The sequence below is a fragment of the Gardnerella sp. KA00127 genome (assembly GCF_049244125.1).
In the GTDB taxonomy this organism is placed as follows: domain Bacteria; phylum Actinomycetota; class Actinomycetes; order Actinomycetales; family Bifidobacteriaceae; genus Bifidobacterium; species Bifidobacterium swidsinskii.
In genome coordinates this window covers 1,221,041-1,247,982 of the sequence record NZ_CP058377.1, presented here as the reverse complement: position 1 = coordinate 1,247,982, position 26,942 = coordinate 1,221,041, and the positions used below count along the sequence as shown (strand labels likewise).

The following is a 26,942-nucleotide window of genomic DNA, read 5'->3' as shown; positions in this document are numbered from 1 at the left end:
TCACCCTACCGCTGCAGGCGGGAAGGGTGAGCATGAGGACTCGTAAAACTAATAGCAACGATCGAGCAACATATAAGTATGCAAGTTGTGTTCGTAATGAAGATGGTAGTTATAGTGAAGAAACTATCGAGATTAAGCCGGGCGAGAATGGTGTAACCGTTGCGGATATTAAGATGCTTCACTCAATAGATGACAGTGAGGTTTACTACAACAATAAGAACCTGCGTCCAACTAGAACTGATGAAGAAAAAGCTGAGATTGAAGCTTGGAAAGAAGAATATATCCAGCTTTTTAAATCTAAACATGGTTATGAACCAAATAAAGATGATGTGGAGTATGCGGCTGAAGAGCGTTTCCCGCGTAACTATAATCTTTCGCTTGACTTTGATGCAGATGGCGAGCTTGAAGTAGATAAAAGCCATCTTGCTGAAGCTCTTAGTACTACTGATGATTATGGTTTTAGTGCTGATGACCATGGCTTTGAATGGTCAGAAAAAATGGAGCATGCACTTTCAACACTCACTGACAAGCAACGTCAGGTTATTTGTTTGATGTTTGTTGATGGCTATCTTCAGTCAGAGATTGCAAGAATTCTTGGTATCTCGTCTGCCGGCGTGAAAAATCATCTAGATAGTGCCATCGTAAATCTTAAAAAAGTTTTACCGGAAAAATTCTAGAAATTTTTTTAGGAGGAGGTTAAAAACTCCTCCTTTTTCTTTGCCTGTGATGTGTAAGGAAGAAACCCCTTATAGAAAGGAGGCAAAACTCGTGAAACACAAGATCGTTATTAACGTCACCGGTGAAAACGGTGAGAAGAAACAGGTTCTACGTGGAGCTGTGATGCGATTACCTCAACGGTTTATCCGCTGGTTGTTTGGTGATTACTCGCAAGTCTACCTATTAGATCCTGGAAAGAGCGTTCAGTCAGTTGATGTCAAAGAAGTTTAAGGAGGAAAGCCGTGAACAAGGAAATATTGAGAGAAGTCATCAAAGACTTGGAAAACTTAACAGCTCATCTTAAAACACTATTTGATGATGCCGGTGCTTCTGGTGCTGGTTGTAAAGAAACAGCTCCTAATAATAAGGAGTCTGTTAAAAAGGTGAGTTTAGAGGATGTACGAGCGGTTTTAGCAAAACTTAGCCAGATGGGAAAGACAGCTGATGTGAAGAAACTCATCGTAAAACACGGTGCGCAAAAGCTCTCGGATGTTCCTGAAAGCGAGTACGCGAGCCTATTGCATGAAGCGGAGGGAATTAAAGGTGACTAAGCATGCTTTACTTTCCCCATCTTCTGCTCACAGGTGGATTAAGTGTACTCCGAGTGCTGTTTTAGAAGAAAAGTTTGAAAACACTACTTCTGCAGCGGCTGAGGAAGGAACGGCGGCACACGCGTGGTGTGAGTACAAGCTGAATAAGCTTCTTAACCGTCCGTGTGAAAAACCGTCAACAGAGTATGACTCAAACGAGATGCAGGAATGCTCGGATGCTTACGTGGATTTCGTAATGGAAAAGTATGAGCAGGCAAAACTTAACTGTCAAGATCCTATTTTTCTCATCGAGCAGAAGGTTGATTTTTCAGCTTACGTGCCTGACGGGTTTGGTACAGCGGACTGCATTATTGTAGGCGAAAAAACGCTGCAGGTTATCGACTTTAAGTACGGTCAAGGCGTGCTGGTTGATGCTTACGAGAATCCTCAGATGAAATGCTACGCTCTTGGAGCTTTAACGCTTTTCGACAGCTTGTACGAGATTCAAACTGTTGAGATGAGTATTTTTCAGCCAAGACGTGACAACGTATCAACTTTCACACTACCTGTCGCGGAGCTTATTTCTTGGGCTGAAAGCGTGCTTAAACCTAAAGCAGAGCTTGCTATTAAAGGCGAAGGTGAATTTGAAGCCGGTGACTGGTGCAGGTTTTGCAGGGCAAAAGCCACGTGCCGTAAACGGGCGGAAGAAAACCTTAAACTTGCAGAATTTGAGTTCAAACCGCCTTCTGTTTTAACAGATAGTGAGATTGAAGAAGTACTCACGCTTATCCCACAGTTAACTAAGTGGGCTGATGATGTTTTAGCGTACGCCACAGATTCCGCTATAAACCATGGTAAAGAGTGGAGCGGTTTCAAACTCGTAGAAGGCAGATCAGTTCGCAAGTTTAAGGATGAGACAGCTGTTATTGAGAAAGCGAAAGCTCATGGCTTTACCGACATTTTCAAAACTAGTCTTATCGGTTTAACGGAAATGCAAAAGCTGATGGGCAAGAAAAAATTTGAGGATATTCTGGGCGACCTCATTATCAAACCGTCCGGAAAACTTACGCTCGTACCCGATTCGGATAAGCGGGCAAAAGTCAATGTAACAAATGTAAATCAAGAATTCAAAAAGGAGAATTAGTACTATGTCTAAATTAAATAACACGAAGGTTATCACCGGCAAAAACACACGCCTTTCCTATTTTAACGGTTGGGAGCCAAAGTCTATTAACGGCGGCCCTGAAAAATATAGTGTTTCACTGCTTATCCCTAAAAGTGATGTTGAAACGATTACGGCTATTGAGAAAGCTATTGATGCTGCGATTGAGGAAGGTGTCGGCAAGTTCGGCGGTAAGAAACCAAACAAGGCTGCTCTTAAAACACCACTGAGGGACGGGGATATTGAGCGTGATGATGAAGCGTATAAAGGACATTACTTCATTAACGCGAACTCAACCACGGCTCCGCAGATTGTAGACAAACAGGTAAAACCAATCATGGATCGCAGTGAAGTGTATTCAGGCTGCTATGCGAGAGTTTCCATCAACTTCTACGCTTTTAACTCTAACGGTAATAAGGGTATCGCTTGCGGTCTTGGCAATATTCAAAAAATTCGAGACGGTGAGCCACTCGGCGGACGTAGTCTCGCAACCGATGATTTTACGACTTTAGAAGATGATGATTTTCTAGCATAAGGAGCGTGAGTTAATTATGGAAATTGTTATAGCGGTTTTTATTTCAGTGTTTATAGGAGTATTACTTCTTGATTTCACGGTAAAGAAACTCGTGAGTCTTTACGTTGATATTAAACACATTCTAAATAGGAATTAGAAGATTCCTGAAAATAGGAATTAGAAGATTCTATAAGTGGGGTGGCAGGTTTTCTGTCACCTCTTTTATAAGCTTGGAGGTGATGTAATTTGGAAAATTTGAGTGTGGATTTGGAAACGTTTTCGAGTGTAAATCTTGGTAAATGTGGTGTTTACAAGTACGCAGAATCGGATGATTTTGAAATACTGCTTTTTGGTTACAGTGTGGACGGTAGTGAAGTTCAGGTCGTTGATTTAGCGCAAGGTGAAACCATACCCGAGGTTGTGCTTTCTGCTTTAACGGATGAAACGGTGACAAAGTGGGCGTTTAACGCTCAGTTTGAAAGAGTCTGCTTATCACGCTACCTGCGAGATAAAGGCATCAATGTTAACCCTGGTAAGACAGTGAAAAGTGAAGGCTTGTTTTTAAACCCCTGCTCCTGGCATTGCACAATGATCTGGTCAGCCACACTGGGACTTCCCATGTCTTTGGAAAGCGTGGGAGCAGTACTGGGGCTTGATAAGCAGAAACTCACTTCGGGTAAGAATCTTATTAAATATTTCTGCCTGCCGTGTAATCCTACGAAAGTAAACGGTGGAAGAACAAGAAACAAGTATTTTCACAATAAGGAAAAGTGGGAGCTGTTTAAATCGTATAACAAGCGTGATGTGGAAGTTGAGATGAGTATTCAAGAAAAGCTCTCACGCTTTCCCGTGCCAGATTTTTTATGGCAGGAGTTTTATCTCGACCAAACTATTAACGATCGTGGGATTGAAATAGATTCTCTTTTCGTTGATTCAGCTATAAAACTCGACCAGGAGGTGAAAACGCATCTCGTGAGTGAGATTAAACATGTTACAGGTTTAGAAAACCCGAATTCAGTGTTACAAATGCGCTCTTGGCTTAAAAAGCATGGTCTTGAAATGGAGTCGCTTGGTAAAAAAGAAGTCGCTAAAGAGCTTAAAACAGTGGGTAAAGAGTTGGCGGAAGTGTTGCGGCTTCGTCAGCAGCTTGCTAAATCCTCGGTGAAAAAGTATACGGTGATGAAAAACGCTGCCTGTATGGATTATCGGGAGCGTGGCATGTTTCGCTTCTATGGTGCAAACCGAACAGGAAGATTCGCAGGAAGGCTCGTGCAATTACAAAATCTACCACAAAACCATTTTCCTGATCTAGCGGAGGCTAGAAGTCTTGTTAAACAGGGAAATGTTGAAGCGTTGGAAATGCTTTATGGGGATATTCCGGATACTTTATCCCAGCTTATTCGCACTGCTTTTATTCCACGCACGGGATTTAAGTTTATTGTCGCGGACTTTTCAGCGATCGAAGCGAGAGTCTTGGCTTGGCTTGCGGGTGAAAAATGGCGTATGCGAGTATTCGAGGAAGGTAAAGACATTTACTGCTCGTCAGCCTCTCAAATGTTTAGCGTGCCTGTTGAAAAGCATGGAGTAAACGGGCATTTGCGGCAGAAAGGGAAGATCGCGGAACTTGCTTGTATTGCTGAAGGTGAACTTGTACTCACAGATGAAGGGCTTGTTCCAATTGAAGAAGTCACTACAAAACAAAAAGTGTGGGACGGAGAAAACTGGGTTAACCATAACGGAGTTGTTTTTAAGGGTGTAAAGGAGGTAATCGAGTATGAAGGACTTAGAGCAACACCGGACCATCTCGTCTGGGTTAAGGGGAAACCGAAGCCAATACGGTTTATTGAATCCGCCATCTGCAAAACACATCTCATACAAACCGGAGATGGTCGGAGAACAATACGGCTGGGTGAAAATCATCAGTGCAGAGAAACACTGGAATCAAAAGCAAAACCACTGTTATGTATTGACACAATGCGTAGGGTGCGGAAGCGTTCAATGGCAGGACTTAAACAGTCTAAAGTCGGGCAAATCAAAAGGGTGTCAAGCTTGCTCGCAGCCGAAACAAATACCAATATGGCTAGAAAAGCGGCTAAGTGCTGCGAAACAGCGATGCATCAATCCAAGAGATCCAAATTACAAAAACTATGGTGCAAGAGGGATAAAGTGGTGCTTCCATTCTGTTTTAGAAGCAGGCTTGTGGATTTTACAAGAGGTAGACAATGTGCGAAAAGACTGGGAATTAGATCGGATAAATACAAACGGCAACTACGAAAAAGGAAATATCCGCTTTGTTCCAAGAATAGTCAATCAAAACAACAAGCAGAACGCTATCTTAACACGGTGGGAGCAACAATATTGGCCATACGCAAGATTGGTAGTTACAAGAATGTTATCGAAAGGAATGGGCAGAGAAGAAATCATATCAAGAGCAAATACAGCTGTAGTGCAACACAGAAAAAACTGGCGTTTAATCGAAGCAAGGCTCGAGTTTATGACATACGAAATGCCGGACCAAATCATCGTTTTACCGTATCGGGAAAGCTCGTGCATAACTGTGGCTACGGTGGTGCAGTAGGAGCATTAAAGGCAATGGGTGCTCTTGATATGGGTTTACATGAAGATGATTTGCAACAGTTGGTTAATGATTGGAGATCTGCTAATCCACATATTGTTTCATTGTGGTGGGATGTGGACAGAGCGGTAAAACAGTGTGTACACGAACACGTATCTGTTCGAACACACAATATTGTGTTCACTTACAAGAGTGGGTTTCTTATCATCAAACTGCCTTCGAAAAGATGCCTTTACTATGTGAAGCCACGTGTGGAAGAAAACAAGTATGGTGGTGAATCGGTCACATATGAGGGTGTGGGATCTACTAAAAAATGGGAGCGGCTGGAAAGCTACGGTCCTAAATTCGTAGAAAACATTACGCAAGCTATAGCTCGTGACATCCTCATCTATGCTATGCAAACGCTGAAAGAATATCGCATCGTCGCGCACGTGCATGATGAAGCCATTATCGAAACCGATAAAAGCGTGAGTGTTCAAAGCGTGTGTGAGCTAATGGGAAGAACACCACCTTGGGCAGAAGGTTTACTTCTTAGAGCTGACGGCTACGAGTGCGAGTTTTACAAAAAAGATTAAAAAAATTTTAGGAGCAGGGTTAAAAACCTGCTCTTTTTCTTTGCCTGTGATTTAGAAGGCAATACCGCCTTTTAGAAAAAATCATAGGAGGTAATTTTATGAATGAATTACAAGTATTTAAGAATGTAGAGCTTGGCTCTGTTCGCACAACAGTAGTAGATGGTATCCCATATTTTGTGGGCAAGGACGTGGCTGAGATTCTTGGTTATCGTGATACATCTGATGCACTGAAAAGGCATGTAGATGAAGATGATAAGCTGACTCGGTGTTTCACCGACTCAGGTCAGAACCGAGAAATGTATGTTATTAACGAGTCTGGTCTTTACAGTCTTATTCTTAGAAGTCAGCTCCCTAAAGCGTGTCAGTTTAAACGATGGGTTACATCACAGGTTCTTCCGAGTATCCGTAAGCACGGTATGTATGCGACAGATGAGCTTATCAACAATCCTGATATGGCTATCGCTGTTTTTAACGCATTGAAAGAAGAGCGTGCTAAAAGAGAAGCGTTAGAGCTTACGACTGCTGTGCAAAAACAGCAGATAGCTGAGCTTAAACCGAAAGCCAGCTATTACGATGTTGTGCTTAAATGCAAAGACATAATCTCTATGCGTGTGATTGCAAAAGATTATGGCAAGTCAGCACAGTGGATGAATAACTTTTTGCATGAGCTCGGTGTGCAGTATAGGCAGTCTGATATCTGGCTTTTATATCAAAAGTATGCCAATCAGGAATATACGAAATCTCGCACAAATACCTACGAGGATTCTAATGGTGTTACACACTCAAAAATGCATACTTATTGGACTCAGAAAGGCAGGCTTTTCATCTATCACCTCATGACACAACACGGGATCTACCCGTTGATTGAACAGGAGGCTAAAAGTGAGTAAGTCTTATAAAAAGCATTTAGAAACAACACCGAATTTTAAGCCTATCGTCTACATTTGTGCTCCCTACCGTGGAGATAAGGAGAAAAACGTGCAACGCGCTATTCGGTGTGCGGCATACGCGTATTTGCGCGGAGCAATCCCAGTAACACCACACCTGCTTTTCCCGTTCATGGATGATGAGAATCAAAAGCATAGAGGGGATGCGATGTTTATGGACATTATTCTCTTAGGCAAATGCAACGAACTATGGGTGTTCGGAGAAAAAATCACAGGCGGCATGCAAGTAGAAATCAATCTGGCTGAAAAACGAAACCAGCCGATTAAGTATTTTACAGATAAGGATTTAGGGGGTGAATGTTGATGCTTGAGTGCAAAATTTATACAGCTTCCTGTGTTGGAAACAGTAGTAACTGCTTGTATCCTGACGAAATAAAAGTCTGTGATCGAGATAGTTTTAATAAGGCTATCTCTTTTGACCATGTCACAGCACAATTTACTAACAGTTATAGGTCTAAAGATAATTTCATTTCATCTACCTGTATTCCGATGGACTGTGATAACGATCATTCTGATGTTGGTAAAGACTGGGTGACGCCTTTTGATGTTGCTTTAGCGTTTCCGAACGTGTGCTTTTATGCGTCTTATAGTAGAAACCACATGAAAGACAAGCATGGGAAGTGTGCAAGACCACGTTTTCACGTTTATTTTCCAATTGAAGAAGTAAGCGATGCTAAAGCTTATGTGGAGCTTAAAACAAGGATTCAATCAGTATTCCCGTATTTTGACAGCAACGCTCTTGATGCGGCACGTTTCCTCTACGGTGTTAAAACTCCGCTGGTAGAACTTTATGAGGGTGAAAAAACAATCACTGATTTTCTCTCGGAAGAAGCTTTTGGTGAATTTGATGCAGGAACAGAAGAAATACCATCAGGGCAGAGAAACTCTAGGCTTAGTCATATTGCCGGAAAACTCATCAAACGTTATGGGGCGACAGATGAAGCGCATGAGAAGTTTTTGAGTGAAGCTGAGAGGTGTAATCCTCCTTTGCCTGACGCAGAATTATCTAAAATCTGGTATTCGGCTAAAAAGTTCGGGCTTAAAGTAGCAAGTCAGGAAGGTTATATTCCGCCTAGCGAGTATGGCAAAAGCTATGAGGAGTATAAGCCGGATGATTTAACGGATATTGCGATGGCTGAGGTTTTTGCCAAACATAACAAGAATAAGGCTGTTTATACGATGTCTGCCGGCTGGCTTTACTGGACGGGAAAGAAGTGGGAAGCGTCTGAGCTTAAAGTTATGAAACTTTACATGCTTATTGCTAAAAAGGTTTTGAAAAATGCCGGTGTTGAGTTTAAGACAGCTTACGAACAGTTCATTCAAGCCGAATCATCAGGTGATAAAGAGCAGGCGGATAAAGCAAAGAGTGAAGTGAATCAGGCAAAACAGTATCTTTCGTTTGCTAAGAAGATGAATGATCACAGCAAAGTGTCCGGGATATTGAAACTTGCTAAATCCATGCTGGAAGTTGCAAACGAAGAACTGGACCGTGATGCTTTCATTCTAAACACGCCTTGCGGAATCGTGGATTTAAAGACAGGCATGCTAAAAGCACATGATCCGTGTTCGTACTGTACGAAAATGACCGCTGTTTGCCCTTCACAGGAGAACATGGGATTGTGGCAGACAACGCTTGATATGGTTACCGCAGGTGATAAAGAGTTTCAAACATTTCTTCAAAGCCATGCGGGTAGTACGCTTATAGGTCAAGTGTTTGAAGAATCGCTTTTGCTAGTGTACGGGTCAGGCGGTAACGGTAAGTCGACCGTGTTTAATGCGGAAGCACACGTGCTTGGAGATTATGCGGGGAAAATACCTGCGGAGTCTTTAACCACTCGGGCTAAAAACGTGAAAGTGGATTTAGCAGAGCTTTGCGGTAAAAGGTTTATTCTTGCCTCGGAAACTGAGGAAGGACAAAGGCTTTCTATTTCCATGCTGAAACAGATAGCAAGCGTGGATGATATTTCAGCTGAGAGGAAATATTATGCTCCTTTTACGTTTACACCAAGCCACTCAACTATTCTCTACACGAACCATCTGCCGAAAGTCGGTTCGAACGATAAGGGAACGTGGCGGAGAATCTTTGTCGCACCGTTTACGAAAGAAATCAAGAATCCGAAAACAGACTATGTTGATGAACTTTTGCAAAAAGCAGGTGGGGCAATACTTCAATGGATGATTGAAGGAGCCAAGATTTATATCCAAAACAGTTATAAATTCCCTACTTGTAAGGTGGTAGAGCAGGCTAAGGACGCTTATCGTGCTGAAAACGACTGGATAGGCCATTTCATCACTGATTATTGCATTAAGGGCGTGAATGAAACGGAGATGAGTAGGAGTCTTTACTTGTCTTACCGCCAGTGGGCAAACCTTAACGGTGAATATGTTAGAAACGATAGGGATTTTTCTAAGGCTTTACTGTTAGCGGGTTATAGCAAAAAACGGACGGGTAAAGGCTACCAGTGGTGTGGGCTTTCCATTAATCCGAATTTGCAGGCACAGGAGGATTTTCTTTGATGTAAAGCACGGTAAAACTGAAAGATACTTCCTGAAAAATGTATTGGCGTGTAGGCAAATGTTTTACATGGTAAAAACCGGGTTCAGAGAAAAATGCTCTATGAGATTTTTTCATACACGAAAATAGGCGTTGCCTACACGCTACCATGCACGTTTTCAAGAAAGAAAAGCCTGATAAATAGGGGTTTTGTATTATAGTGTACCCTTTTTCTTTACTTTTTATATAAGAAGAAAAAAATAAAAGAAATATAAGTATATATATATAGAGAAAAGTAAAAGATGGGTCTAAAGCATACATGGCTACACAAATAACATTCGCCTGATGTAAACGGGCAAAACCAACGAATGAAACAACACTATCCAATAAATGAAAAATAAGATTTGAGAAAGGTGGAATAAACCATGATTAACAAACAAGAGAGAACAGTAGAAACCTACAAGCAAGCAGGAGCAGCAATGCGACTGACTAAGAGTCTGATTAACCAATTAGTGGTTGATATCAGTCCGCTGCTTTTAGCGAAAGATCAAGACAGACTGTTAAAAGCCATGAACATGATTGATGAAGTATCTTCGCATGCTGAGGACAACATGTTCAAAGATCACCCACAGTTAAACAATCACTATATTGACGTGTTTTACGGTGATGTTGCTAATGAGCCGAGAAACGAAGTGGATAAGAAAATCATTGAGATGGCAAAAGAGGTATCTGATGGGCTTTTTACGAGAAAAGGAAACTGAGCGAAAACTCGTCCGTGAAGTCAAAGCTGCGGGAGGACTTTGTTTAAAGCTTACGAGTCCTTCTGTTGACGGGCTTCCAGACAGGCTCGTTTTACTGAACGGCGGAAAGATTGGTTTTGTCGAGCTTAAAGCACCAGGTAAAAAGCCTAGAGTCTTACAGGTGAAACGGATGAAAGACTTACAGGATTTAGGTTTTAAGGTTTTCGTGGTTGATGAGAAAAGTCAGATTGGAGGTGTGATTGATGCGATACGAGCCACATGAGTATCAAAAGTATGCGACTGATTTTATTATCACACACCCGGTTTCAGCGGTTTTGCTTGAAATGGGACTTGGTAAGAGTGTTATAAGTCTTACAGCGATTAACGACCTGATGCTTGACTCGTTCGACGTTTCCCGAACTCTGGTTATCGCTCCTCTTAGGGTTGCGAACACTACGTGGCCTTTAGAGTTAGAAAAGTGGGAGCATTTAAAACACCTGACTTATTCTGTTGTGACGGGCACTGAGAAGGAGCGGATTCAAGCACTAAAAACGCCTGCTCACGTTTATATTATTAACCGTGAAAACGTGGAGTGGCTGATAATGAAAAGCGGCCTGCCGTTTAATTTTGACATGGTTGTGATAGATGAGCTTTCAAGTTTCAAATCATATCAGGCGAAACGTTTTAAAGCATTACTGAAGGCTAGGCCGAAAGTTAAAAGGATTGTAGGTCTTACAGGCACGCCTTCTTCTAACGGGCTTATGGATTTGTGGGCTGAGTTTAGGCTGCTTGATATGGGTCAAAGGCTTGGCTGCTACATTACGTATTATCGGCAGAACTTTTTTGATCCAGATAAGCGTAACCAGCACATGATTTTTTCCTATAAGCCTAAAGATGGTGCTGAGAGTTTAATCTATAAACAGATAGCTGATATTACGATTTCGATGAAGTCAAAAGACTATTTGAAAATGCCAGCGTGTGTGATAAACGAGGTGAAAGTAGAGTTATCCGGTAAGGAGCGAAAACTCTACGATGAGCTGAAACAGGATATGGTGGTGTCGTTGGAGGGTAAAGAGATTGATGCGATTAACGCAGCGTCTCTTTCAAATAAACTTCTTCAAATGGCAGGCGGCGCGGTTTATAACGAGAAAAAAGAAAGCGTTCATATTCATGATCGTAAGCTGGACGCTTTAGAGGATTTAATCGAGGCTGCTAACGGTAAACCGGTGCTTGTAGCTTACTGGTTTAAGCATGATCTTGAGCGGATTAAGAAACGTTTTAACGTGCGTGAGATTAAAACGAGTGCTGATATTGCTGACTGGAATGCCGGCATGATTCCTGTAGCATTGATTCACCCGGCTTCTGCAGGTCATGGTCTTAACCTACAGGCTGGCGGTTCAACGCTTATCTGGTTTTCCCTGACTTGGAGTTTAGAACTTTACCAACAAACAAACGCCAGGCTTAACCGTCAAGGGCAAACTAGCACGGTTGTAATCCATCACATCATCACTAAGAACACGATTGATGAGGATGTGATGAGGGCTTTAAGCATGAAGGCTAAAGTGCAGGATGCTTTAATCGAGTCGGTTAAAGCAAGACTATCAATTAACGAAGTGAGGGAAAGGGGTTCTAGAGAGAACTTACCTCAAAATGGAGGTAAGAATGAACAAAAAAGAATACTTACGGCAAGCCTATCTTCTTGATAAGCGGATTAAAGCTGACATGGATGAGGTAGTAAGACTGCGTGAGCTTGCTACAAGTGTTTCTTCATTAAGATACGACAGGGAGTATGTGCAGACGACTCGAAGTATAGAAGCTCCGTTTGTGAAAGCTCTTATAAGGGTTATGGATTTAGAAGCAAAGATTAACATGGAGATTACGATGCTTATCAGTTTGAAAGAGCAGATTTTGGATGTGATTTCTAAACTTGAAAGCGTGGATGAGCAGATGATTTTACGCTACCGTTACATGAGTAACATGACGTGGGAGGATATTGGTAAAGAACTCCATGCTAGCAGAATGACGATTATAAGGTGGCATGGTAAAGCGTTAGAGCACATGGTTTTACCAGATAATCTAATCCAAATCTAAAAAATGGTACGGTTTGGTACGCTCTGATACGAGATGACACTGCCTTCTATATGGTATTATATAGTTAGCAAAAATTATAAATACTAAGCCTTGGAAGAGTAATCTTTCAGGGCTTTTTTCATGCCTAAAAGGAGGGCACAACATGGATCAGATGGTATTACTAACACAGCAATGGTTAAACAAAACCTATGGTGATAAGCCTGGGTTTGGTTCAGTTATTACTGATGGGAATACTGGTTGGGATACAATTAATGGGCTTATTCGTGCTTTGCAGATTGAGCTTGGTATAACAGCAACAGCAAATAATTTTGGTGCTGGTACAACACGTAAATTTAATCAACGTTATCCACATGGTGTTAAGCAACAATCCGATAGTGATAAGTCGCAAAGTAATGTTTACTCGATTATTCAAGGTGCTTTATGGTGCAAGGGTTACTCTACTGGTAATGATATTACACAAAACTTTTATGGTGGTACTGGGAATGCTATTAAAGAGTTGAAGAATGATATGGGCATTGGTGGTGATTCTACTGTCACAATTGATGTAATGAAAGCTCTTCTTTCTATGCAGCAGTTCGTTTTACTAAAGCGTTACGGTGGTATTGACGTTATTAGGATTATTCAACAAACTATTAACCGAACCTATAAGGATTATACAGGTATCATTCCTTGTGACGGCTTGTATGGTCGAGAAATGAATACCGCACTTATCCAAATTTTACAGTCGTTAGAAGGCTATTCGCCTGATGATGCCACGGGTAATTTTGGACATGGTACACGAGGTAATTTGAAAACTATTAGCAGGCAAAACGCTTCTTCCTATGGTAAGTGGGTATGGCTAGCAAAAGCTGTACTTAATTGTATTAGATATGATTGTCTTCAAAATGAGAATTGGGATGATGATTTTGCTGAGCAACTCACTAAATTCCAGAAAGACTATAAGCTTCCAGTCAGCGGAGCACTTGATGTTAACACGTGGATGTCGTTGTTAACTAGTAAAGGCAATCCAGACAGAGCTGCCAAGGCGTGTGACTGTGCAACGGTACTAAATGCTCAACAAGCTAAAGATTTAAAAGCGGCAGGATACCAGATTGTTGGAAGATATTTGACTGGGTATGTTGGAAAGTCAACATCTAAAGCTCTAACTTTAGATGAAATTAAAAACATAAAAAACGCTGGTCTTTCCGTATTTCCAATTTATCAAGATGGAGGATATTATCCTGAATATTTTGCGAATCCTAACCAGGGAACTGTTGATGCACAGGTTGCTATTTCCGCTGCAAAAAGGATTGGTATTCCTTCTGGTAGTACAATATACTTTGCTGTTGATTTTGATGCTTATGGATATCAGCTGGACAGCATGATTTTACCGTATTTCAAGAAGATAAGTTTACTATTCAACAGTTGTGAAAATATTAAGAAATACCAAGTTGGTGTATATGGCCCAAGATTAATCTGCTCAAAAGTAAGCAAAGCAGGATATGCTAAATATTCGTTTGTAGCGGATATGTCTACTGGTTTTAGTGGGAATTTAGGTTATGCAATTCCTAACAATTGGGCGTTCGACCAATTTAATGAATTCTCTTTCCAATCTAGACCGACTTTTGCTCTTGATAAAGATGCATATTCTGGAAGAGATAAAGGTATCGCAAAATTTGATAGTGTAACAAAAATGACGAAAGGCGAACTAGAAAAGGAAAATATAAAAGACAAAGTAAATATTGCAAGAACACAGTTTGTGTATGATGTAGTAGAGCCTCTACATCTGCTAAATCAGCTTACTAGTTTTGGTCTTTCATATAATAAAGAAATTATTCTTAGTTATACTGAACTGCCTACTATTAGTATTCAAACCTCGGTAGAAGCAGTAACAGAATTGATGACAGTGCCTAATAATTCCTACAACGTTTCGATAGAACTAAATAGTGATGGTTCTCTAAGTGCTGCATGTGAAAATAAAATTTCTAAAATTGCTAAAGATATTAGAATTATGAAGGGCGGAGACATGATTCAAAAATCTATAGCAAATATTGCAGCATCAGTAAAATCGGGTGATATTGCATTCACTGGAAAAGTTATTTCTCCAAATCAAGTGGAGTTAGCTATTGAGGTAATGTCAGAAAATCTATTACCAACATTAGATGATGTTGATGAACATATAACGGTGATTGTAAAATACTTAATTACATTTCGTGATTTTACAATAAAGGTTCCTGAAATTCCTGAAGATGTTGTTGAAATAGGTGTAGCAGTAGCGGGAGTAGTTGCTATTTGTGCTTTTGTTCCAGTATTAATTACAGGTATTTTGGGATTCTTAGTAACATTAGGGTTGGTTGTTGCTGCTGATGCATAGAATGCATGAAAGAGAATAGGATCTGCTTTATGATAAGGTAAAGTTAGATATTAGAATTTGGTGGAGTATGAATAAGATAAGTAAAAAAGCGAAAGTGCTGATATTTTGTATTTCAATAGTTGTGGCTATCGTTTGTTTTATCACCTTATTCTTGCATCGTATTGATAATAATGCATTTAATGCTCAAATTGATAGTAAAGAGAAAATAGCTTCATATAGGGCTAACTATAACTACATAGATGTATATAAGCAAAAAGATAAAATAATTATCAACACCTATTCTGATAGTAAGTTTGACGAACCAAATCGGATTGTTGTTCCATTTGAAGGTAAATTAAGTAAAAGTGATATTCTAGTAAAGTGGAAAACCGCAAATGGTGATGTTATTGAGCAAGATAGTGATAGTATCCTTGCGGCGAGTATCATCATTGAGAAAAATGGAAAAACTATATGTAATGAAAACATAAATTTTTGTGAAAAAGGCTGGAAAGTATTAAACGATGTAATTGGAAAATAGTGATATAGTTTTGTAAATGATTTTGTTAAAAGCTCTTTGAGATTATCTCAAAGGGCTTTTTTCATGCCCGAAGGGAGGATAAGTCTTGCCAAGAAAACCTAAAAGACCGTGTTCTTATCAAGGCTGTCCGAACCTAACTGACGGCAGGTTTTGTGAAGAACACTTAAAACAAGAGAACAGACGATACGAAAAATACGAGCGTCCTTATGATGCTCACAAGCGTTACGGTAGAGCATGGCAGAAAGTAAGGGATTCTTATGTGAAAGAGCATCCTTTCTGTGAGCTTTGCTTTAAGAATCGTGTGCTTGTTCCTGTTGAGCAGGTTCATCATATTAAACCGATTGCTGAAGGCGGAACGAATGAGAGGAATAATCTTATTTCTCTATGCAAATCCTGTCACTCTAAAATTCACGCTAAGCGTGGAGATCGCTGGCATAACAGATAAAAACCACCCCAGGGGCGGTCAAAATCTCTAAAAACCTATTCCCTGGGGAACGGGCGCAGGGTCTCGCGTGCAAAAACAGCGTATTCAAAAGGGTAATAGGCAAAATCAGACACAAAAATTTTTTAATAGTTAAAACTCGCGTGGGAAGGAGGCGAAAAGTTTGCCTACAAAATCAAATAATATCGGCGGTCGTGGCGGCAGACGCGTAGGTGCCGGGCGTAAAAGGAAAGCAGTTGTTGAAAAAGCGAATGACGGAAACCCCGGTGGCAGGCCTTTAAGCGTTCTTGATATTCCGGAGATTGAAGGCGCTGAAATGCCTCAGCCTCACGAGTTTTTATCCGCCACACAAAAAGACGGTACTCAGCTTCAGGCTAAAGAAATTTTCGCTGAAACATGGAAGTGGCTAAAAGACATTGGTGTGAGCAGTAAAGTGCCATCTCCTCTTATTGAACGGTATGCGATGAGCTGTGCTCGTTGGATTCAATGCGAGGAAGTAACCAGTAAACTCGGGTTTCTTTCCAAGCATCCAACCACGGGAAAACCGATACCATCGCCTTTTATCAACATTGGTATTAACTACATGAATCAGGCGGTCAGGCTTTGGAATGAGATTTTCCAGATTGTGAAAGAAAACTGTTCGACTGAGTTTGATGGTGTTTCACCTCAAAACGATTTAATGGAACGCCTGCTTTTAACACGTAAAAACATTTAGGAGAAAAAATTATGATAGAAAAAGTAAATCCAAGTCACCCGGACAAGATTGCGGATCGTATTGCCGGAGCAATTGTTGATCTGGCTTACAAGATTGATGAGAACCCGAAGATTGCTGTTGAAGTGATGCTCGGGCATGGTAAGTGTGCCGTGTGCATTGAAAGCACGGTGATGTTTAAGTTTAAGGATATTAAAAATATTATCCACCGTTTAAGCCCAGGGAAAGTAAAGATTGATATTACGGTCGTGCCACAGGATAAGCATTTAAGCCAAAACCAGGATGGTATGGTTCGCTCGGGTGATAACGGGATTTTTAAAGGCGTACCACTAACAGACGAACAGAAGAAACTCTCGGCTATTGCTCGAAAGGTTTATGAAAAGTATCCGTATGACGGCAAGTATGTTCTTGATGGTGAAAAGCTTATCATCTGCCAGTCTCACGCTAAACGAGAAGACTTATTGAAAGACTATCCGAATGCGTTTGTTAATCCTTTAGGCGACTGGACGGGTGGTATCAGCGTTGATACGGGAGCGGTTAACCGAAAACTCGGGTCAGACATGGCTGATGCTGTTACAGGCGGCGGTCTTCATGGTAAAGATCTTACGAAAGCTGACGTGTCGGTTAACATTTACGCGTTTTTGAAAGCACAGGAAACCGGCCGGGTGGTTGAGTTTTCTTGCGCTATCGGGGATGAAATGGTTGATGGTAAACCGTATTCGCAGATTGTGAAAATTGCGAAAGATTATATTGACTCGGTGGGTGGTTTTGAAAAGCTGGCTTGCTGGGGTCTTTTCTAACGGGAGGAAAGCTTATGGAAAAAGAAATGCAGTATTATTTGGCTGACGTAAGTGAGCTTATCCCGTATGTGAGAAACGCTCGCACGCACTCTGAGGCGCAAGTAGCTCAGATAGCGGCAAGTATTCGCGAGTTTGGTTTTCTATCCCCAATTCTAGTGGCGGAGGATAATACGATTCTCGCAGGCCACGGTAGGCTTGCCGCGGCATTAAAACTGGGTCTTAAAAAAGTTCCGTGCGTGAAAGAAAACCATTTAACTGAAACACAAAAGCGTGCTTATATTATCGCGGATAATAAGCTTTCACTTAACGCCGGCTGGGACAATGAGCTTTTAGCAGTCGAGTTATCGGAGCTTGAAGGAGCGGATTTTAACCTTGATCTTCTCGGGTTTGATGAGGCGGAGCTTTCCAGTATTTTTGATGCTGATAAAGACGTAAACGATGATGATTTTGATGTTGAAAAAGAGCTGGAAGAACCGTGTTTTTCTAAAACAGGTGACATGTGGACGCTTGGCAGGCATCGTGTTATTTGCGGTGATGCTACTAAGTTAGAAACATATAAGACGCTTCTTGAGAATACTAAAGTGAATCTGGTGGTTACTGATCCGCCTTATAACGTGAACTATGAGGGTGCTGCTGGGAAAATCAAAAACGATAATATGGAGGATGATAAGTTTTACCAGTTTCTTTTCAACTCGTTCGTGAACATGGAGCAGGCGATGGCAGATGATGCGTCTATCTACGTGTTTCATGCTGACACGGAGGGATTGAATTTTAGAAAAGCATTCCAGGACGCGGGGTTTTATCTTTCAGGTTGTTGTATTTGGAAGAAACCGTCTCTGGTGTTGGGTAGAAGCCCTTACCAGTGGCAGCATGAACCATGTTTGTATGGGTGGAAGAAAAAAGGTAAACACAAGTGGTACGCGGGTAGGAAAGAAACTTCAGTTTGGGAGTTTGAAAAGCCTAAGAAAAACGCTGATCATCCAACCATGAAACCAATAGCTCTTTTAGCGTATCCGATTAAAAACTCGAGTATGACGAACTCGCTTGTGTTAGATCCGTTTGCTGGAAGTGGTAGCACGCTTATAGCCTGCGAGCAGACTGGTAGAATCTGCTACGCTATCGAGCTTGACGAGAAATATTGTGACGTGATTGTGAAACGTTATATTGAGCAGGTTGGAAATGATAAGAGTGTGAAAGTTTTAAGAGGCGGTAAAGAATACTCGTTTACTGAAGTATGTACTAACAAGTAAGACTCGTATTTTATATGAAAAATAGTTTGCGACCGCTTGATAAAAACCTTCTTTAGAGTGATTTATATATGTACCCGAAAAAACCTAAAGGAGGCAAAATGGAATTAAAATACGGGTTAAAAGGAAAAGATAGGCAGCCGCTTATTAAAGCTATAGAGGATTCTACGGGAGTAAAGGCTGTTTACTTAAAAACTCCAAGTATGTCTTACAAGATAGGTGTTTTCAACATTAGTAAAGATGGTACGGTCACGTGTAGTAGTGAAGAAAATTTAGATGATTTAAAAAACATGTTAGACGCTGACTATGGTATAAGTCTTCCAGTCTGCGCGTGTGATGGTACGCAATATTTTAGTGTTGAGTTTCCTAAAGATAAGGCTGATGTGGTAAAGCTTAAGAAAATACTTGATAATAAGGGCGATCTTATTAAAAAAGCGTTAGGAGTGAACAGTCTTAATATTAAGGAAGAAGATGATAAGCTTATTTTTCCTTGGTTTGAGCAGGCTAACCAACCAGGCTTGGCATCCTATGCGAAGTTTATAAACAGTCTTTGTAAAATGAGCGTGGAAATTAAACGCGTAAATAATAGTAAGCGTGAGACAGTTAACGATAAGTATGCTTTCAGATGTTTCCTTCTTAGACTCGGGTTTATAGGAGACGAGTTTAAACAAGACAGGAAAATTATGCTTTCCCGTTTAGAAGGCTCCTGCGCTTTTAGAAACGGGGGTGAGCGTAATGCTGTATGCGAGTGAAGACCAGGCGTACGAGTTGAGTGAAGACTGTACTACAGGCTCTTTGGTTGAAGAAATTTTCGCGAATTTAGAGCAAGAGAACGAGGTTTTTGTAAAAGCATGTTTTACTGTAGTAGATGATTTTTGGGTGATTATTATTTCAGCATGATTTTAGAAACATTTTAACGGTTTTTAAGAGTAAAAAAATTAGCGAAAACTGGTGGGGAAAAACGTGTAAATACCCGGTGTTTCTTGGCTTAAAAGCTTGCTATTGCGCTCTTTTAGAGTGATATATAGTATCAGCAAAAACACGTGCGCAAAGGAGAAAACCTGTGAAAAAAGAAATCTTACAAAACCTTACAAACGAAGTTAAAACATGCAGACGCTACGCGCTAAACGCAATCAAAAAAGCTGAAGAAGGGAAAATTAGTTCGGCTATCAGCATGCTCGACATTGCACAAACAGCAAAAACCTGCGCCAGTAAAGCTCACGAGGAGCTTTGGAAGGTAAGCGGAGGAAAACTAAACGATACGGAGTTTGAACTGTTTGCGGATGCTGAAACCTTGGACAAGGATATTCAAAAAGCTTATCAAGCGATTCAACAAGCAAGAAGCTAAAAGAAAGGGGGATAGTCAGCCATAGGGTTGGAAGGCTGGAGAAAAATCGTGGAATTATCCGCGATTTTTTCTCGTTTACGGCTTGCTATTATGTGCTTTTAGAGTGATATATAGTACTAACAAAAAACACAGAAAAAGGAGAAAAATCATGTGGGAACAAGATACGCTTAGGGTTGAAGATCAGGTTGTAAGCTACAGTATGAAGGTTTTTGAAGAGCCAAGCGAATATGGGATTAACCAGGGGCGAATTTCCAAGCTTACTTTGAAAAACAATAACAAGGTTATCGCAAACTATGATAGAGGCTGGGATATTATGCCAACAGGCAAGCTTGCAAACGAGGCTTTAGAAATGATCCTTGACGCAAGAAACTAAAGAGTAAAAACTTTAAGTTTAGTTAAAAGCAGCAGGGCTTTTTAAGGCCCTGTTTCTCGTAGGAAAGATAAGAAATGATGTGGACGCAAGTAAGCGTCTTTTTTTATGCCTAAAGAAAGGAGGAGCTTAAGTTGCAAAAATACGAGGTTACTAAGTTTAAAAAAGAAGATTCAACCTATAGTAAAGAGCTTGCGGATTATGCCGTGAGTTTTATCGAATGTTTAACACACACGAAAGGCACGTGGGCTGGTAAGCCTTTTAAGCTCCTTGACTGGCAGGAGCAGATTATTAGGGACTTGTTTGGCGTGGTGAAACCGAATGGTTACCGTCAGTTTAATACTGCTTATATTGAGATACCTAAGAAAATGGGTAAAAGTGAGCTTGCCGCGGCAGTAGCCTTGCTTTTATGCTGTGGGGATAATGAGGAGCGAGCGGAAGTTTATGGTTGTGCGGCGGACCGTCAGCAGGCAACGATCGTGTTTGATGTGGCGGCGGACATGGTTAGAATGTGTCCGGCTCTTAATCGTAGGGTTAAAATTTTAGCTTCGCAAAAACGTATTATTTTCCTACCAACTAACAGTTTCTACCAAGTGTTGTCGGCTGAAGCTTACTCTAAACACGGGTTTAACATTCACGGTGTTGTGTTTGATGAGCTTCACACGCAGCCTAACCGTAAACTTTTTGACGTGATGACTAAAGGCTCCGGGGATGCTCGCATGCAGCCACTGTATTTTCTGATTACCACAGCCGGTACGGATACGCATTCTATCTGCTATGAGACTCATCAGAAAGCAGTGGATATTCTCGAGGGTAGGAAAATTGATCCAACTTTTTACCCAGTGATTTATGGTGCAAAAGATTCGGATGATTGGACTGATCCGAAGGTGTGGAAGAAAGCTAATCCTTCTCTTGGGGTTACGGTTCAAATGGAGAAAGTTAAGGCTGCTTTCGAGTCCGCTCGGCAAAATCCTGGTGAAGAGAATGCTTTCCGTCAGCTTCGTCTTAACCAGTGGGTGAAACAGTCTATTCGTTGGATGCCGATGGAAAAGTGGGATGCTTGCGGTTTTCAGGTGAATGAGGAAGAACTCGAGGGCAGGGTCTGCTACGGGGGTCTTGACCTTTCAAGCACCACTGATCTTACGGCTTTTTCGCTTGTGTTTCCGCCTTTAGATGAGTCGGATAAGTTTCGTATCCTACCATATTTTTGGGTGCCTGAAGAAACCTTGGATATGCGTGTGAAACGGGACCATGTGCCGTATGACGTGTGGGAAAAACAAGGGTTTATTAAAACTACGGAAGGAAACGTTGTTCACTACGGGTTTATTGAAAAATTCATCGAAACATTAGGTGAACGTTTCAATATTCGTGAGATTGCTTTCGACCGTTGGGGCGCGGTGCAAATGGTGCAAAACCTTGAAAACATGGGGTTTACCGTGGTCCCGTTCGGACAGGGATTCAAGGATATGAGTCCGCCTACCAAGGAGCTCATGAAGCTTGTGCTCGAGCAGAAAATCGCACACTCTGGGCATCCGGTGCTTCGCTGGAACATGGACAACATATTTATTAGGACAGATCCTGCAGGAAACATTAAGGCAGATAAGGAAAAATCAACCGAGAAAATTGATGGTGCTATCGCAACCATCATGGCACTTGACCGTGCTATCAGATGCGGTAACGCGAACACTCAAAGCGTGTATGACGCTCGAGGAATCCTATTCATGTAAGGAGGTGGGTCATGAATATTTTTAGTAAAATTTTTAAGAGTAGAGATAAGCCTGAGAATCGTTTTAACTTGAATGCTCAAAGGTTTATTAGTGGCATGTCTTCTTCGGGTAAGAGGGTGAATGAGCGTTCGGCGATGCAGATGACGGCTGTCTACTCGTGTGTGCGTATCTTGTCTGAAGCGGTGGCTAGTCTGCCGCTTCACGTGTATGAGCGGACGAGTACGGGTACGGCTAAAGCGGTTAAACATCCTTTGTATAAGGTGCTTCATGATGAGCCGAATCTTGAAATGACAAGCTTCGTGTTTAGAGAAACACTGATGACGCATCTACTGTTATGGGGTAATGCTTACGCGCAGATTATTCGAAACGGTAAAGGCGAGGTTTTAGGCTTATACCCTTTAATGCCTGATCGTATGAGAGTTGACCGGGATGAGAGTGGCCAAATTTTTTACGAGTATACGTTAAATGATAGTGATGTTTTAGCGGGTAAAGAAACGAGTGTGAAACTTAAACCTTTTGACGTGCTTCATATTCCCGGTCTTGGTTTTGACGGTCTTGTTGGCTATTCGCCTATTGCGATGGCAAAAAACGCTATCGGTATGGCGATAGCTACGGAAGAGTATGGTGCATCGTTTTTCGCTAACGGTGCTACACCAAGCGGCATCTTGGAATACCCTGGAACAGTGAAAGATCCGTCTGGTATGAGGGATAGTTGGAATAAGGGGTTCTCGGGTTCTAACTCGCATAAGATAGCGATTTTAGAGGAAGGCATGAAGTATACGCCTATTTCTATTTCGCCTAACGAAGCACAGTTTCTTGAAACTCGTAAGTTTCAGATTAACGAGATCGCTCGTATTTTTAGAGTCCCACCACACATGGTTGGTGATTTGGAAAAATCGAGTTTTTCTAATATTGAACAGCAGTCGCTGGAGTTTGTGAAATACACGCTTGATCCTTGGGTGGCGCGTTTTGAACAGTCTATTACGAGACGGCTTTTTACTGATAAGGAGAAAGAAACCTATTATGTGAAGTTTAACGTGGATGGTCTTCTTCGAGGAGACTATCAGAGTCGTATGAATGGTTATGCTACCGCTCGTCAAAACGGTTGGATGAGCGCAAACGATATTAGACAGTTAGAAAACTTGGATAAGATTCCCGCCTGTGAGGGTGGTGACTTGTATTTGATTAACGGTAACATGCTCCCGCTTAACCGTGCAGGAGCGTTCGCAAACAGTAGCGGAAAGGAGGAAAAAGGTGATGAGGAAGTTTTGGCAGTGGAAAAACCAGGCGGTCAACAGTGAGAATAATGAGATTTTTGAGAGGACACTGTTTCTTAACGGTACGATTGCTGAAGAATCATGGTTTGATGATGATATTACACCACAACTTTTTAAAGACGAGTTAAACGCTGGTAGTGGGAATATTACCGTGTGGATTAACTCGCCTGGCGGCGATTGTGTGGCTGCGGCACAAATCTATAACATGCTCATGGATTACAAGGGTTGTGTGACGGTCAAAATTGACGGTATTGCAGCATCGGCTGCATCAGTGATTGCGATGGCCGGGACAAAGGTTTATATGAGCCCGGTGTCAATGCTTATGATCCATAATCCTATGACGGTTGCTTTTGGCAACAGAAACGAAATGGAAAAAGCAATATCAATGCTTGATGAGGTCAAAGAGTCCATTATTAACGCTTACGAGATTAAAACAGGGCTTAACCGTGTGAAACTGTCGCATTTAATGGATTCGGAAACGTGGATGGATGCTAACAAGGCGGTAGAACTCGGGTTCGCGGACGGTGTTTTAACTAGAGGTGAAACCACTGATATTGGCATACCACAGGTTTCAACATTGTATTCGAAAGCAAGCGTGCAAAACACGTTATTGGAAAAAATATGTAAAGCCTGCCGGATAAGCGGTAAGGAAACAAACAATATTAGTGCAGACGATCTTATGGATCGTCTTTTTTTAATCAAAAATTGGAGGTAAACATGATGAACACTATTTCAAACATGGTTGAGAAACGTAACAAGGCCTGGCAGGGTGCAAAAGCTTTCCTTGAGTCTAAACGTGACAAGGACGGGCTTATTTCAGAAGAAGACGCGAAAACCTATGATGAGATGGAAGCGAAAGTGAAAGCTTACAGTATGGAAATTGATCGCTTGGAGCAGATGGAAGTAATGGATAAGGAGCTTTCAAAACCAACATCTGAGGCGATTGTTGCAAAACCTATGAAAACAGGTGTGAACTCTGAAAAACAAGGTCGTGCGCGTGACGAGTATAAGCAGGCGATGCTTACAGCTCTTAGAAGTAATTTTAAACGAGTCGATAACGTGTTGCAGGAAGGCGTGGACACTGACGGCGGGTATCTTGTGCCGGAAGAATACGATAATCGTCTGATTGAAACGTTGAAAGAAGAAAACATTATTCGCTCTCTTGCTACCACGATTACCACTAGTGGAGAGCATAAGATTAATGTTGCGATGAGTGATCCTGCAGCGGCTTGGATTGAAGAAGGCGCAAGCCTTAACTTTGGTGATTCCAAGTTTGCTCAAATCCTGCTTGACGCTCATAAGCTTCACATTGCGGTAAAAGTTACTGAAGAACTCTTGTATGATAATGCGTTTAACCTCGAGAATCATCTTCTCACATCCTTCGGCATGGCGTTGGCTAACGCGGAGGAAGACGCTTTTCTTAACGGGGATGGCGTTGGAAAACCGACTGGTATTTTCAACAAGAAAGACGGCGGCACGTTCCTTAAAGAAACTACCGGTATTAAAACTGATGATCTGATTGATCTTGTTCACGCTTTGAGGCGACCATACCGTAAAAACGCGAGTTTTATTATGAACGATAAAACAGTCGCGAGCATACGAAAACTTAAAGACAATAATGGCGCGTACGTTTGGCAGCCTTCATACCAGGATGATGAGCCGAACAGGATTCTCGGATACCCGGTATACACGTCTGCTTACGCGCCTGAAAACATGGTGGCTTTTGGAGACTACTCGTACTACAACATTGGCGACCGTGGTTCACGCTCGTTTAAAGAGCTTACCGAACTTTTCGCTGGAAACGGCATGATAGGTTTCGTTGCAAAAGAGCGTGTAGACGGCAAACTCGTGCTTAAAGAAGCAGTACAGATTCTGCCTGTTAAAACAAGCGTAGCAGCTTAAAAGTTAAGGAGGGGTGTTGATGATAGTTACAGTCGAGGAAGCAAAAAACTATCTTAGGGTGGATAGTCGAGAAGATGATGAGCTTATCAACACCCTTATTCGTTCTGCTGAAAAACTCTGCCAGGGAGTAGCTCGTAAAAACGATAGGAGTTTGATTAGTGAAAACTTTGACGAGTATCGGCTCGCAGTCTTATACGCTACAGGCTACTTGTATGAGCATCGGGAAGAAGCAGACCATCACACGCTAACTCTCACTTTACGTTCGATGCTTTTTACTGTTAGAAAAACGGGGTTTTAAATGAGAATAAGTTTATTAAACGAGCGTATTGTGCTGCTTAAAAACAGTGTTGAAATTGATGATATTGGTAACCATAAGATTAAGTGGAGTAAATATTACGAGTGTTACGCTACGGTGAGTGCTGAAAGCCCAATGGAGCAGACTTCGGCGGGAAACGTGTGGGATGAGTCAAAAATAGATTTTACTATCCGCTATTCGAAAGAAACAGCCGTAGTCTCATCGCTTGGTTACAGGATTATTTTCCGTGATACGGTTTATGAGATTTTAGGTGTTGACCACATGAATTACAGGAAGAAAAGCCTGAAACTTCACTGTAAGAGGTGTAAAAAGTGAGCAAAGTAAGTATTGGCAGCCTCTCTAAAGAAGTTATTAGAGAGCTTAAAACTTACGCGAAAGTTACAACCGGGAAAGTAAAAGAAGCAGTAAAAAACGCTGGTAAAACAGCAAAAGAAGAAATTAACATGACAGCTCCTAAACGAACTGGAGCGTATGCGAAAAGTTGGGCGGTTAAAACATTAAACGAAACAGGCAGCAGACTAGTTCTCGTAGTGCATTCTAGAAACAAGTATCAGCTTACACACTTGTTAGAGTACGGTCATGCTAAACGAGGCGGCGGACGCGTGGAAGCAAGAGCACACATTGCTGAGGCTGAAAGTAAAGCAGTACGAAGTTTTGAAAAAGAAATAGAGGAGGCGGTTAAAAATGGGTAATCTTTTAAACATTATGAGGGAGATAGGTTTTCCTTTCGCATATCACCATTTTGCTGAAGGAGAATCCCCTAATCCGCCTTTCCTCCTGTTTCTTACGCCTGCGAGCAGTAATTTTTCTGCAGACGGGAAAGCGTATTTTAAAGCAAACGAAGTTCATATTGAACTATACGCAGACTATAAGAACCCCGTGCTGGAAGAACAAGTTGAAGCCGTGCTTGACAGGCACGGCATTTTTTATAACAAAACAGAAACATTCATAGAGTCGGAACAGCTTTATGAAACACTCTACATTTTTGAAATGGAGGTAACAGAAAATGGGAAACAAGGTTAAATACAATCTTAAAAACGTGTACGCGGCAAAACTTAAAAAAGATTCGAGTGGTTTCTCCTACGATGAGCCTAAACCTATTCCGGGAGCGGTGAGTATAAGCCTTGAGGCTGAGGGTGAATCCTCACCGTTTTACGCTGACGGGATTGTTTACTTCAGGTCGACTGCGAACAACGGTTACAGTGGCGACTTGGAAATTGCTCTTATACCTGAATGGTTTAGAACGGAAATACTACGAGAAGAACTAGATAAAAACGGTGTGCTGGTAGAAAACGCGAAGATTAGCGAAACAGAAAAATTCGCGCTCCTGTTTGAGTTTGATGGTGACGTGAACGCGATCAGACACGTTTTATATAACTGTTCAGCAACACGACCGTCTATCGAGTCAGAAACTAAGGAAGACACTATAGAACCGGGTACGGAAACTTTATCGCTCACGGCTGATCCTAGAGAAGATGGTTTAGTGAAATCTAGGAGTGGTGACACTACTTCAAAAGAAACCTATGAGAAATGGTATAAGAGCGTGTACGTTCCGCAAGTTAACACGGAAATCAAATAAGTTTTAA

The 26,942-nt window shown here is 41.5% G+C and carries 32 protein-coding genes; all 32 read left to right on the top strand.

The annotated features are described in order from the left end of the window. Positions 1 to 32: 32 nt before the first annotated feature. The 32 genes from HXT48_RS04970 to HXT48_RS04815 all read left to right on the top strand — a co-directional run bounded on the left by HXT48_RS04970 (position 33) and on the right by HXT48_RS04815 (position 26,935). Positions 33 to 677 carry a sigma factor-like helix-turn-helix DNA-binding protein gene (locus tag HXT48_RS04970; protein ID WP_421793010.1) on the top strand — a complete coding sequence of 215 codons (645 nt, stop codon included), beginning with the start codon at positions 33 to 35 and terminating at the stop codon, positions 675 to 677. Positions 678 to 726: 49 nt separating this feature from the next. After that, complete coding sequence (locus HXT48_RS04965; protein ID WP_016815920.1) at positions 727 to 948, top strand: hypothetical protein; 222 nt, start codon at positions 727 to 729, stop codon at positions 946 to 948. 11 nt (positions 949 to 959) lie between these two features. After that, positions 960 to 1,268: a hypothetical protein gene (locus HXT48_RS04960; protein WP_421793009.1), complete on the top strand. Its 309-nt coding sequence runs from the start codon at positions 960 to 962 to the stop codon at positions 1,266 to 1,268. Continuing rightward, a complete protein-coding gene (locus tag HXT48_RS04955) occupies positions 1,261 to 2,391 on the top strand; it encodes a DUF2800 domain-containing protein (RefSeq protein ID WP_421793008.1) in 1,131 nt (376 codons plus the stop codon). Before HXT48_RS04960 ends, HXT48_RS04955 begins: the two co-directional genes overlap by 8 nt. Positions 2,392 to 2,395: 4 nt before the next feature. Then, positions 2,396 to 2,944: a DUF2815 family protein gene (locus HXT48_RS04950; RefSeq protein ID WP_014554452.1), complete on the top strand. Its 549-nt coding sequence runs from the start codon at positions 2,396 to 2,398 to the stop codon at positions 2,942 to 2,944. Between the two features lie 225 nt (positions 2,945 to 3,169). Continuing rightward, entirely contained in the window at positions 3,170 to 6,073 is a 2,904-nt protein-coding gene (locus tag HXT48_RS04945; protein WP_421793007.1) for a DNA polymerase, read from the top strand. 98 nt (positions 6,074 to 6,171) lie between these two features. Continuing rightward, entirely contained in the window at positions 6,172 to 6,963 is a 792-nt protein-coding gene (locus HXT48_RS04940; protein ID WP_415706675.1) for a phage antirepressor, read from the top strand. Continuing rightward, a complete protein-coding gene (locus HXT48_RS04935; RefSeq protein ID WP_020758837.1) occupies positions 6,956 to 7,324 on the top strand; it encodes a DUF4406 domain-containing protein in 369 nt (122 codons plus the stop codon). The genes HXT48_RS04940 and HXT48_RS04935 overlap by 8 nt, the downstream gene beginning before the upstream one ends. After that, positions 7,318 to 9,537 (top strand): phage/plasmid primase, P4 family, encoded by a 2,220-nt coding sequence (locus tag HXT48_RS04930; protein ID WP_233186369.1) that lies wholly within the window; start codon positions 7,318 to 7,320, stop codon positions 9,535 to 9,537. The genes HXT48_RS04935 and HXT48_RS04930 overlap by 7 nt, the downstream gene beginning before the upstream one ends. Positions 9,538 to 9,939: 402 nt before the next feature. Next, entirely contained in the window at positions 9,940 to 10,275 is a 336-nt protein-coding gene (locus HXT48_RS04925; protein WP_421793006.1) for a hypothetical protein, read from the top strand. Further along, the gene (locus tag HXT48_RS04920) at positions 10,247 to 10,537 is read left to right on the top strand and encodes a VRR-NUC domain-containing protein (RefSeq protein ID WP_020758834.1); all 291 of its coding nucleotides are present in this window, start codon (positions 10,247 to 10,249) and stop codon (positions 10,535 to 10,537) included. Before HXT48_RS04925 ends, HXT48_RS04920 begins: the two co-directional genes overlap by 29 nt. Then, positions 10,518 to 11,957, top strand: a complete 1,440-nt coding sequence (locus HXT48_RS04915) for an SNF2-related protein (RefSeq protein ID WP_020758833.1) — start codon at positions 10,518 to 10,520, stop codon at positions 11,955 to 11,957. Before HXT48_RS04920 ends, HXT48_RS04915 begins: the two co-directional genes overlap by 20 nt. After that, on the top strand, positions 11,917 to 12,345 hold the full coding sequence (locus tag HXT48_RS04910; RefSeq protein WP_019260867.1) for a sigma factor-like helix-turn-helix DNA-binding protein: 429 nt from the start codon (positions 11,917 to 11,919) through the stop codon (positions 12,343 to 12,345). Before HXT48_RS04915 ends, HXT48_RS04910 begins: the two co-directional genes overlap by 41 nt. A 142-nt stretch (positions 12,346 to 12,487) precedes the next feature. Beyond that, entirely contained in the window at positions 12,488 to 14,698 is a 2,211-nt protein-coding gene (locus HXT48_RS04905) for a glycoside hydrolase domain-containing protein (protein WP_019260868.1), read from the top strand. Positions 14,699 to 14,765: 67 nt separating this feature from the next. After that, entirely contained in the window at positions 14,766 to 15,215 is a 450-nt protein-coding gene (locus HXT48_RS04900) for a hypothetical protein (protein ID WP_019260869.1), read from the top strand. An 85-nt stretch (positions 15,216 to 15,300) separates the two neighbouring features. Then, complete coding sequence (locus HXT48_RS04895) at positions 15,301 to 15,660, top strand: HNH endonuclease (RefSeq protein ID WP_029600105.1); 360 nt, start codon at positions 15,301 to 15,303, stop codon at positions 15,658 to 15,660. A gap of 160 nt (positions 15,661 to 15,820) precedes the next feature. Next, positions 15,821 to 16,372, top strand: a complete 552-nt coding sequence (locus HXT48_RS04890) for a P27 family phage terminase small subunit (protein ID WP_421793005.1) — start codon at positions 15,821 to 15,823, stop codon at positions 16,370 to 16,372. An 11-nt stretch (positions 16,373 to 16,383) separates the two neighbouring features. Beyond that, the gene (locus HXT48_RS04885; RefSeq protein ID WP_421793004.1) at positions 16,384 to 17,169 is read left to right on the top strand and encodes an S-adenosylmethionine synthetase N-terminal domain-containing protein; all 786 of its coding nucleotides are present in this window, start codon (positions 16,384 to 16,386) and stop codon (positions 17,167 to 17,169) included. A gap of 14 nt (positions 17,170 to 17,183) precedes the next feature. Beyond that, positions 17,184 to 18,419 (top strand): site-specific DNA-methyltransferase, encoded by a 1,236-nt coding sequence (locus HXT48_RS04880; protein ID WP_421793003.1) that lies wholly within the window; start codon positions 17,184 to 17,186, stop codon positions 18,417 to 18,419. A 98-nt stretch (positions 18,420 to 18,517) separates the two neighbouring features. Beyond that, the gene (locus tag HXT48_RS04875) at positions 18,518 to 19,168 is read left to right on the top strand and encodes a virulence protein (protein ID WP_065189400.1); all 651 of its coding nucleotides are present in this window, start codon (positions 18,518 to 18,520) and stop codon (positions 19,166 to 19,168) included. Beyond that, entirely contained in the window at positions 19,152 to 19,316 is a 165-nt protein-coding gene (locus HXT48_RS04870; protein ID WP_180946780.1) for a hypothetical protein, read from the top strand. The genes HXT48_RS04875 and HXT48_RS04870 overlap by 17 nt, the downstream gene beginning before the upstream one ends. Before the next feature lie 163 nt (positions 19,317 to 19,479). Then, the gene (locus HXT48_RS04865; RefSeq protein ID WP_065189401.1) at positions 19,480 to 19,764 is read left to right on the top strand and encodes a transcriptional regulator; all 285 of its coding nucleotides are present in this window, start codon (positions 19,480 to 19,482) and stop codon (positions 19,762 to 19,764) included. 148 nt (positions 19,765 to 19,912) lie between these two features. Then, the gene (locus HXT48_RS04860; protein WP_065189402.1) at positions 19,913 to 20,137 is read left to right on the top strand and encodes a DUF7678 domain-containing protein; all 225 of its coding nucleotides are present in this window, start codon (positions 19,913 to 19,915) and stop codon (positions 20,135 to 20,137) included. A 131-nt stretch (positions 20,138 to 20,268) separates the two neighbouring features. Next, on the top strand, positions 20,269 to 21,861 hold the full coding sequence (locus HXT48_RS04855) for a terminase large subunit (RefSeq protein ID WP_421793002.1): 1,593 nt from the start codon (positions 20,269 to 20,271) through the stop codon (positions 21,859 to 21,861). 11 nt (positions 21,862 to 21,872) lie between these two features. Continuing rightward, the gene (locus HXT48_RS04850; protein ID WP_415704842.1) at positions 21,873 to 23,162 is read left to right on the top strand and encodes a phage portal protein; all 1,290 of its coding nucleotides are present in this window, start codon (positions 21,873 to 21,875) and stop codon (positions 23,160 to 23,162) included. Then, complete coding sequence (locus HXT48_RS04845) at positions 23,119 to 23,853, top strand: head maturation protease, ClpP-related (protein ID WP_421793201.1); 735 nt, start codon at positions 23,119 to 23,121, stop codon at positions 23,851 to 23,853. Before HXT48_RS04850 ends, HXT48_RS04845 begins: the two co-directional genes overlap by 44 nt. A 2-nt stretch (positions 23,854 to 23,855) precedes the next feature. Then, positions 23,856 to 25,040, top strand: a complete 1,185-nt coding sequence (locus HXT48_RS04840; RefSeq protein ID WP_415707615.1) for a phage major capsid protein — start codon at positions 23,856 to 23,858, stop codon at positions 25,038 to 25,040. 19 nt (positions 25,041 to 25,059) lie between these two features. Beyond that, positions 25,060 to 25,338 carry a head-tail connector protein gene (locus HXT48_RS04835; protein WP_415682663.1) on the top strand — a complete coding sequence of 93 codons (279 nt, stop codon included), beginning with the start codon at positions 25,060 to 25,062 and terminating at the stop codon, positions 25,336 to 25,338. Continuing rightward, positions 25,339 to 25,671 carry a phage head closure protein gene (locus HXT48_RS04830; protein WP_415682662.1) on the top strand — a complete coding sequence of 111 codons (333 nt, stop codon included), beginning with the start codon at positions 25,339 to 25,341 and terminating at the stop codon, positions 25,669 to 25,671. It begins immediately after the preceding gene. Beyond that, positions 25,668 to 26,048: an HK97 gp10 family phage protein gene (locus HXT48_RS04825; protein ID WP_004104983.1), complete on the top strand. Its 381-nt coding sequence runs from the start codon at positions 25,668 to 25,670 to the stop codon at positions 26,046 to 26,048. Before HXT48_RS04830 ends, HXT48_RS04825 begins: the two co-directional genes overlap by 4 nt. Next, the gene (locus HXT48_RS04820) at positions 26,041 to 26,379 is read left to right on the top strand and encodes a hypothetical protein (RefSeq protein WP_421777188.1); all 339 of its coding nucleotides are present in this window, start codon (positions 26,041 to 26,043) and stop codon (positions 26,377 to 26,379) included. Before HXT48_RS04825 ends, HXT48_RS04820 begins: the two co-directional genes overlap by 8 nt. After that, the gene (locus HXT48_RS04815; RefSeq protein WP_014554473.1) at positions 26,363 to 26,935 is read left to right on the top strand and encodes a major tail protein; all 573 of its coding nucleotides are present in this window, start codon (positions 26,363 to 26,365) and stop codon (positions 26,933 to 26,935) included. The genes HXT48_RS04820 and HXT48_RS04815 overlap by 17 nt, the downstream gene beginning before the upstream one ends. Positions 26,936 to 26,942 lie beyond the last annotated feature (7 nt).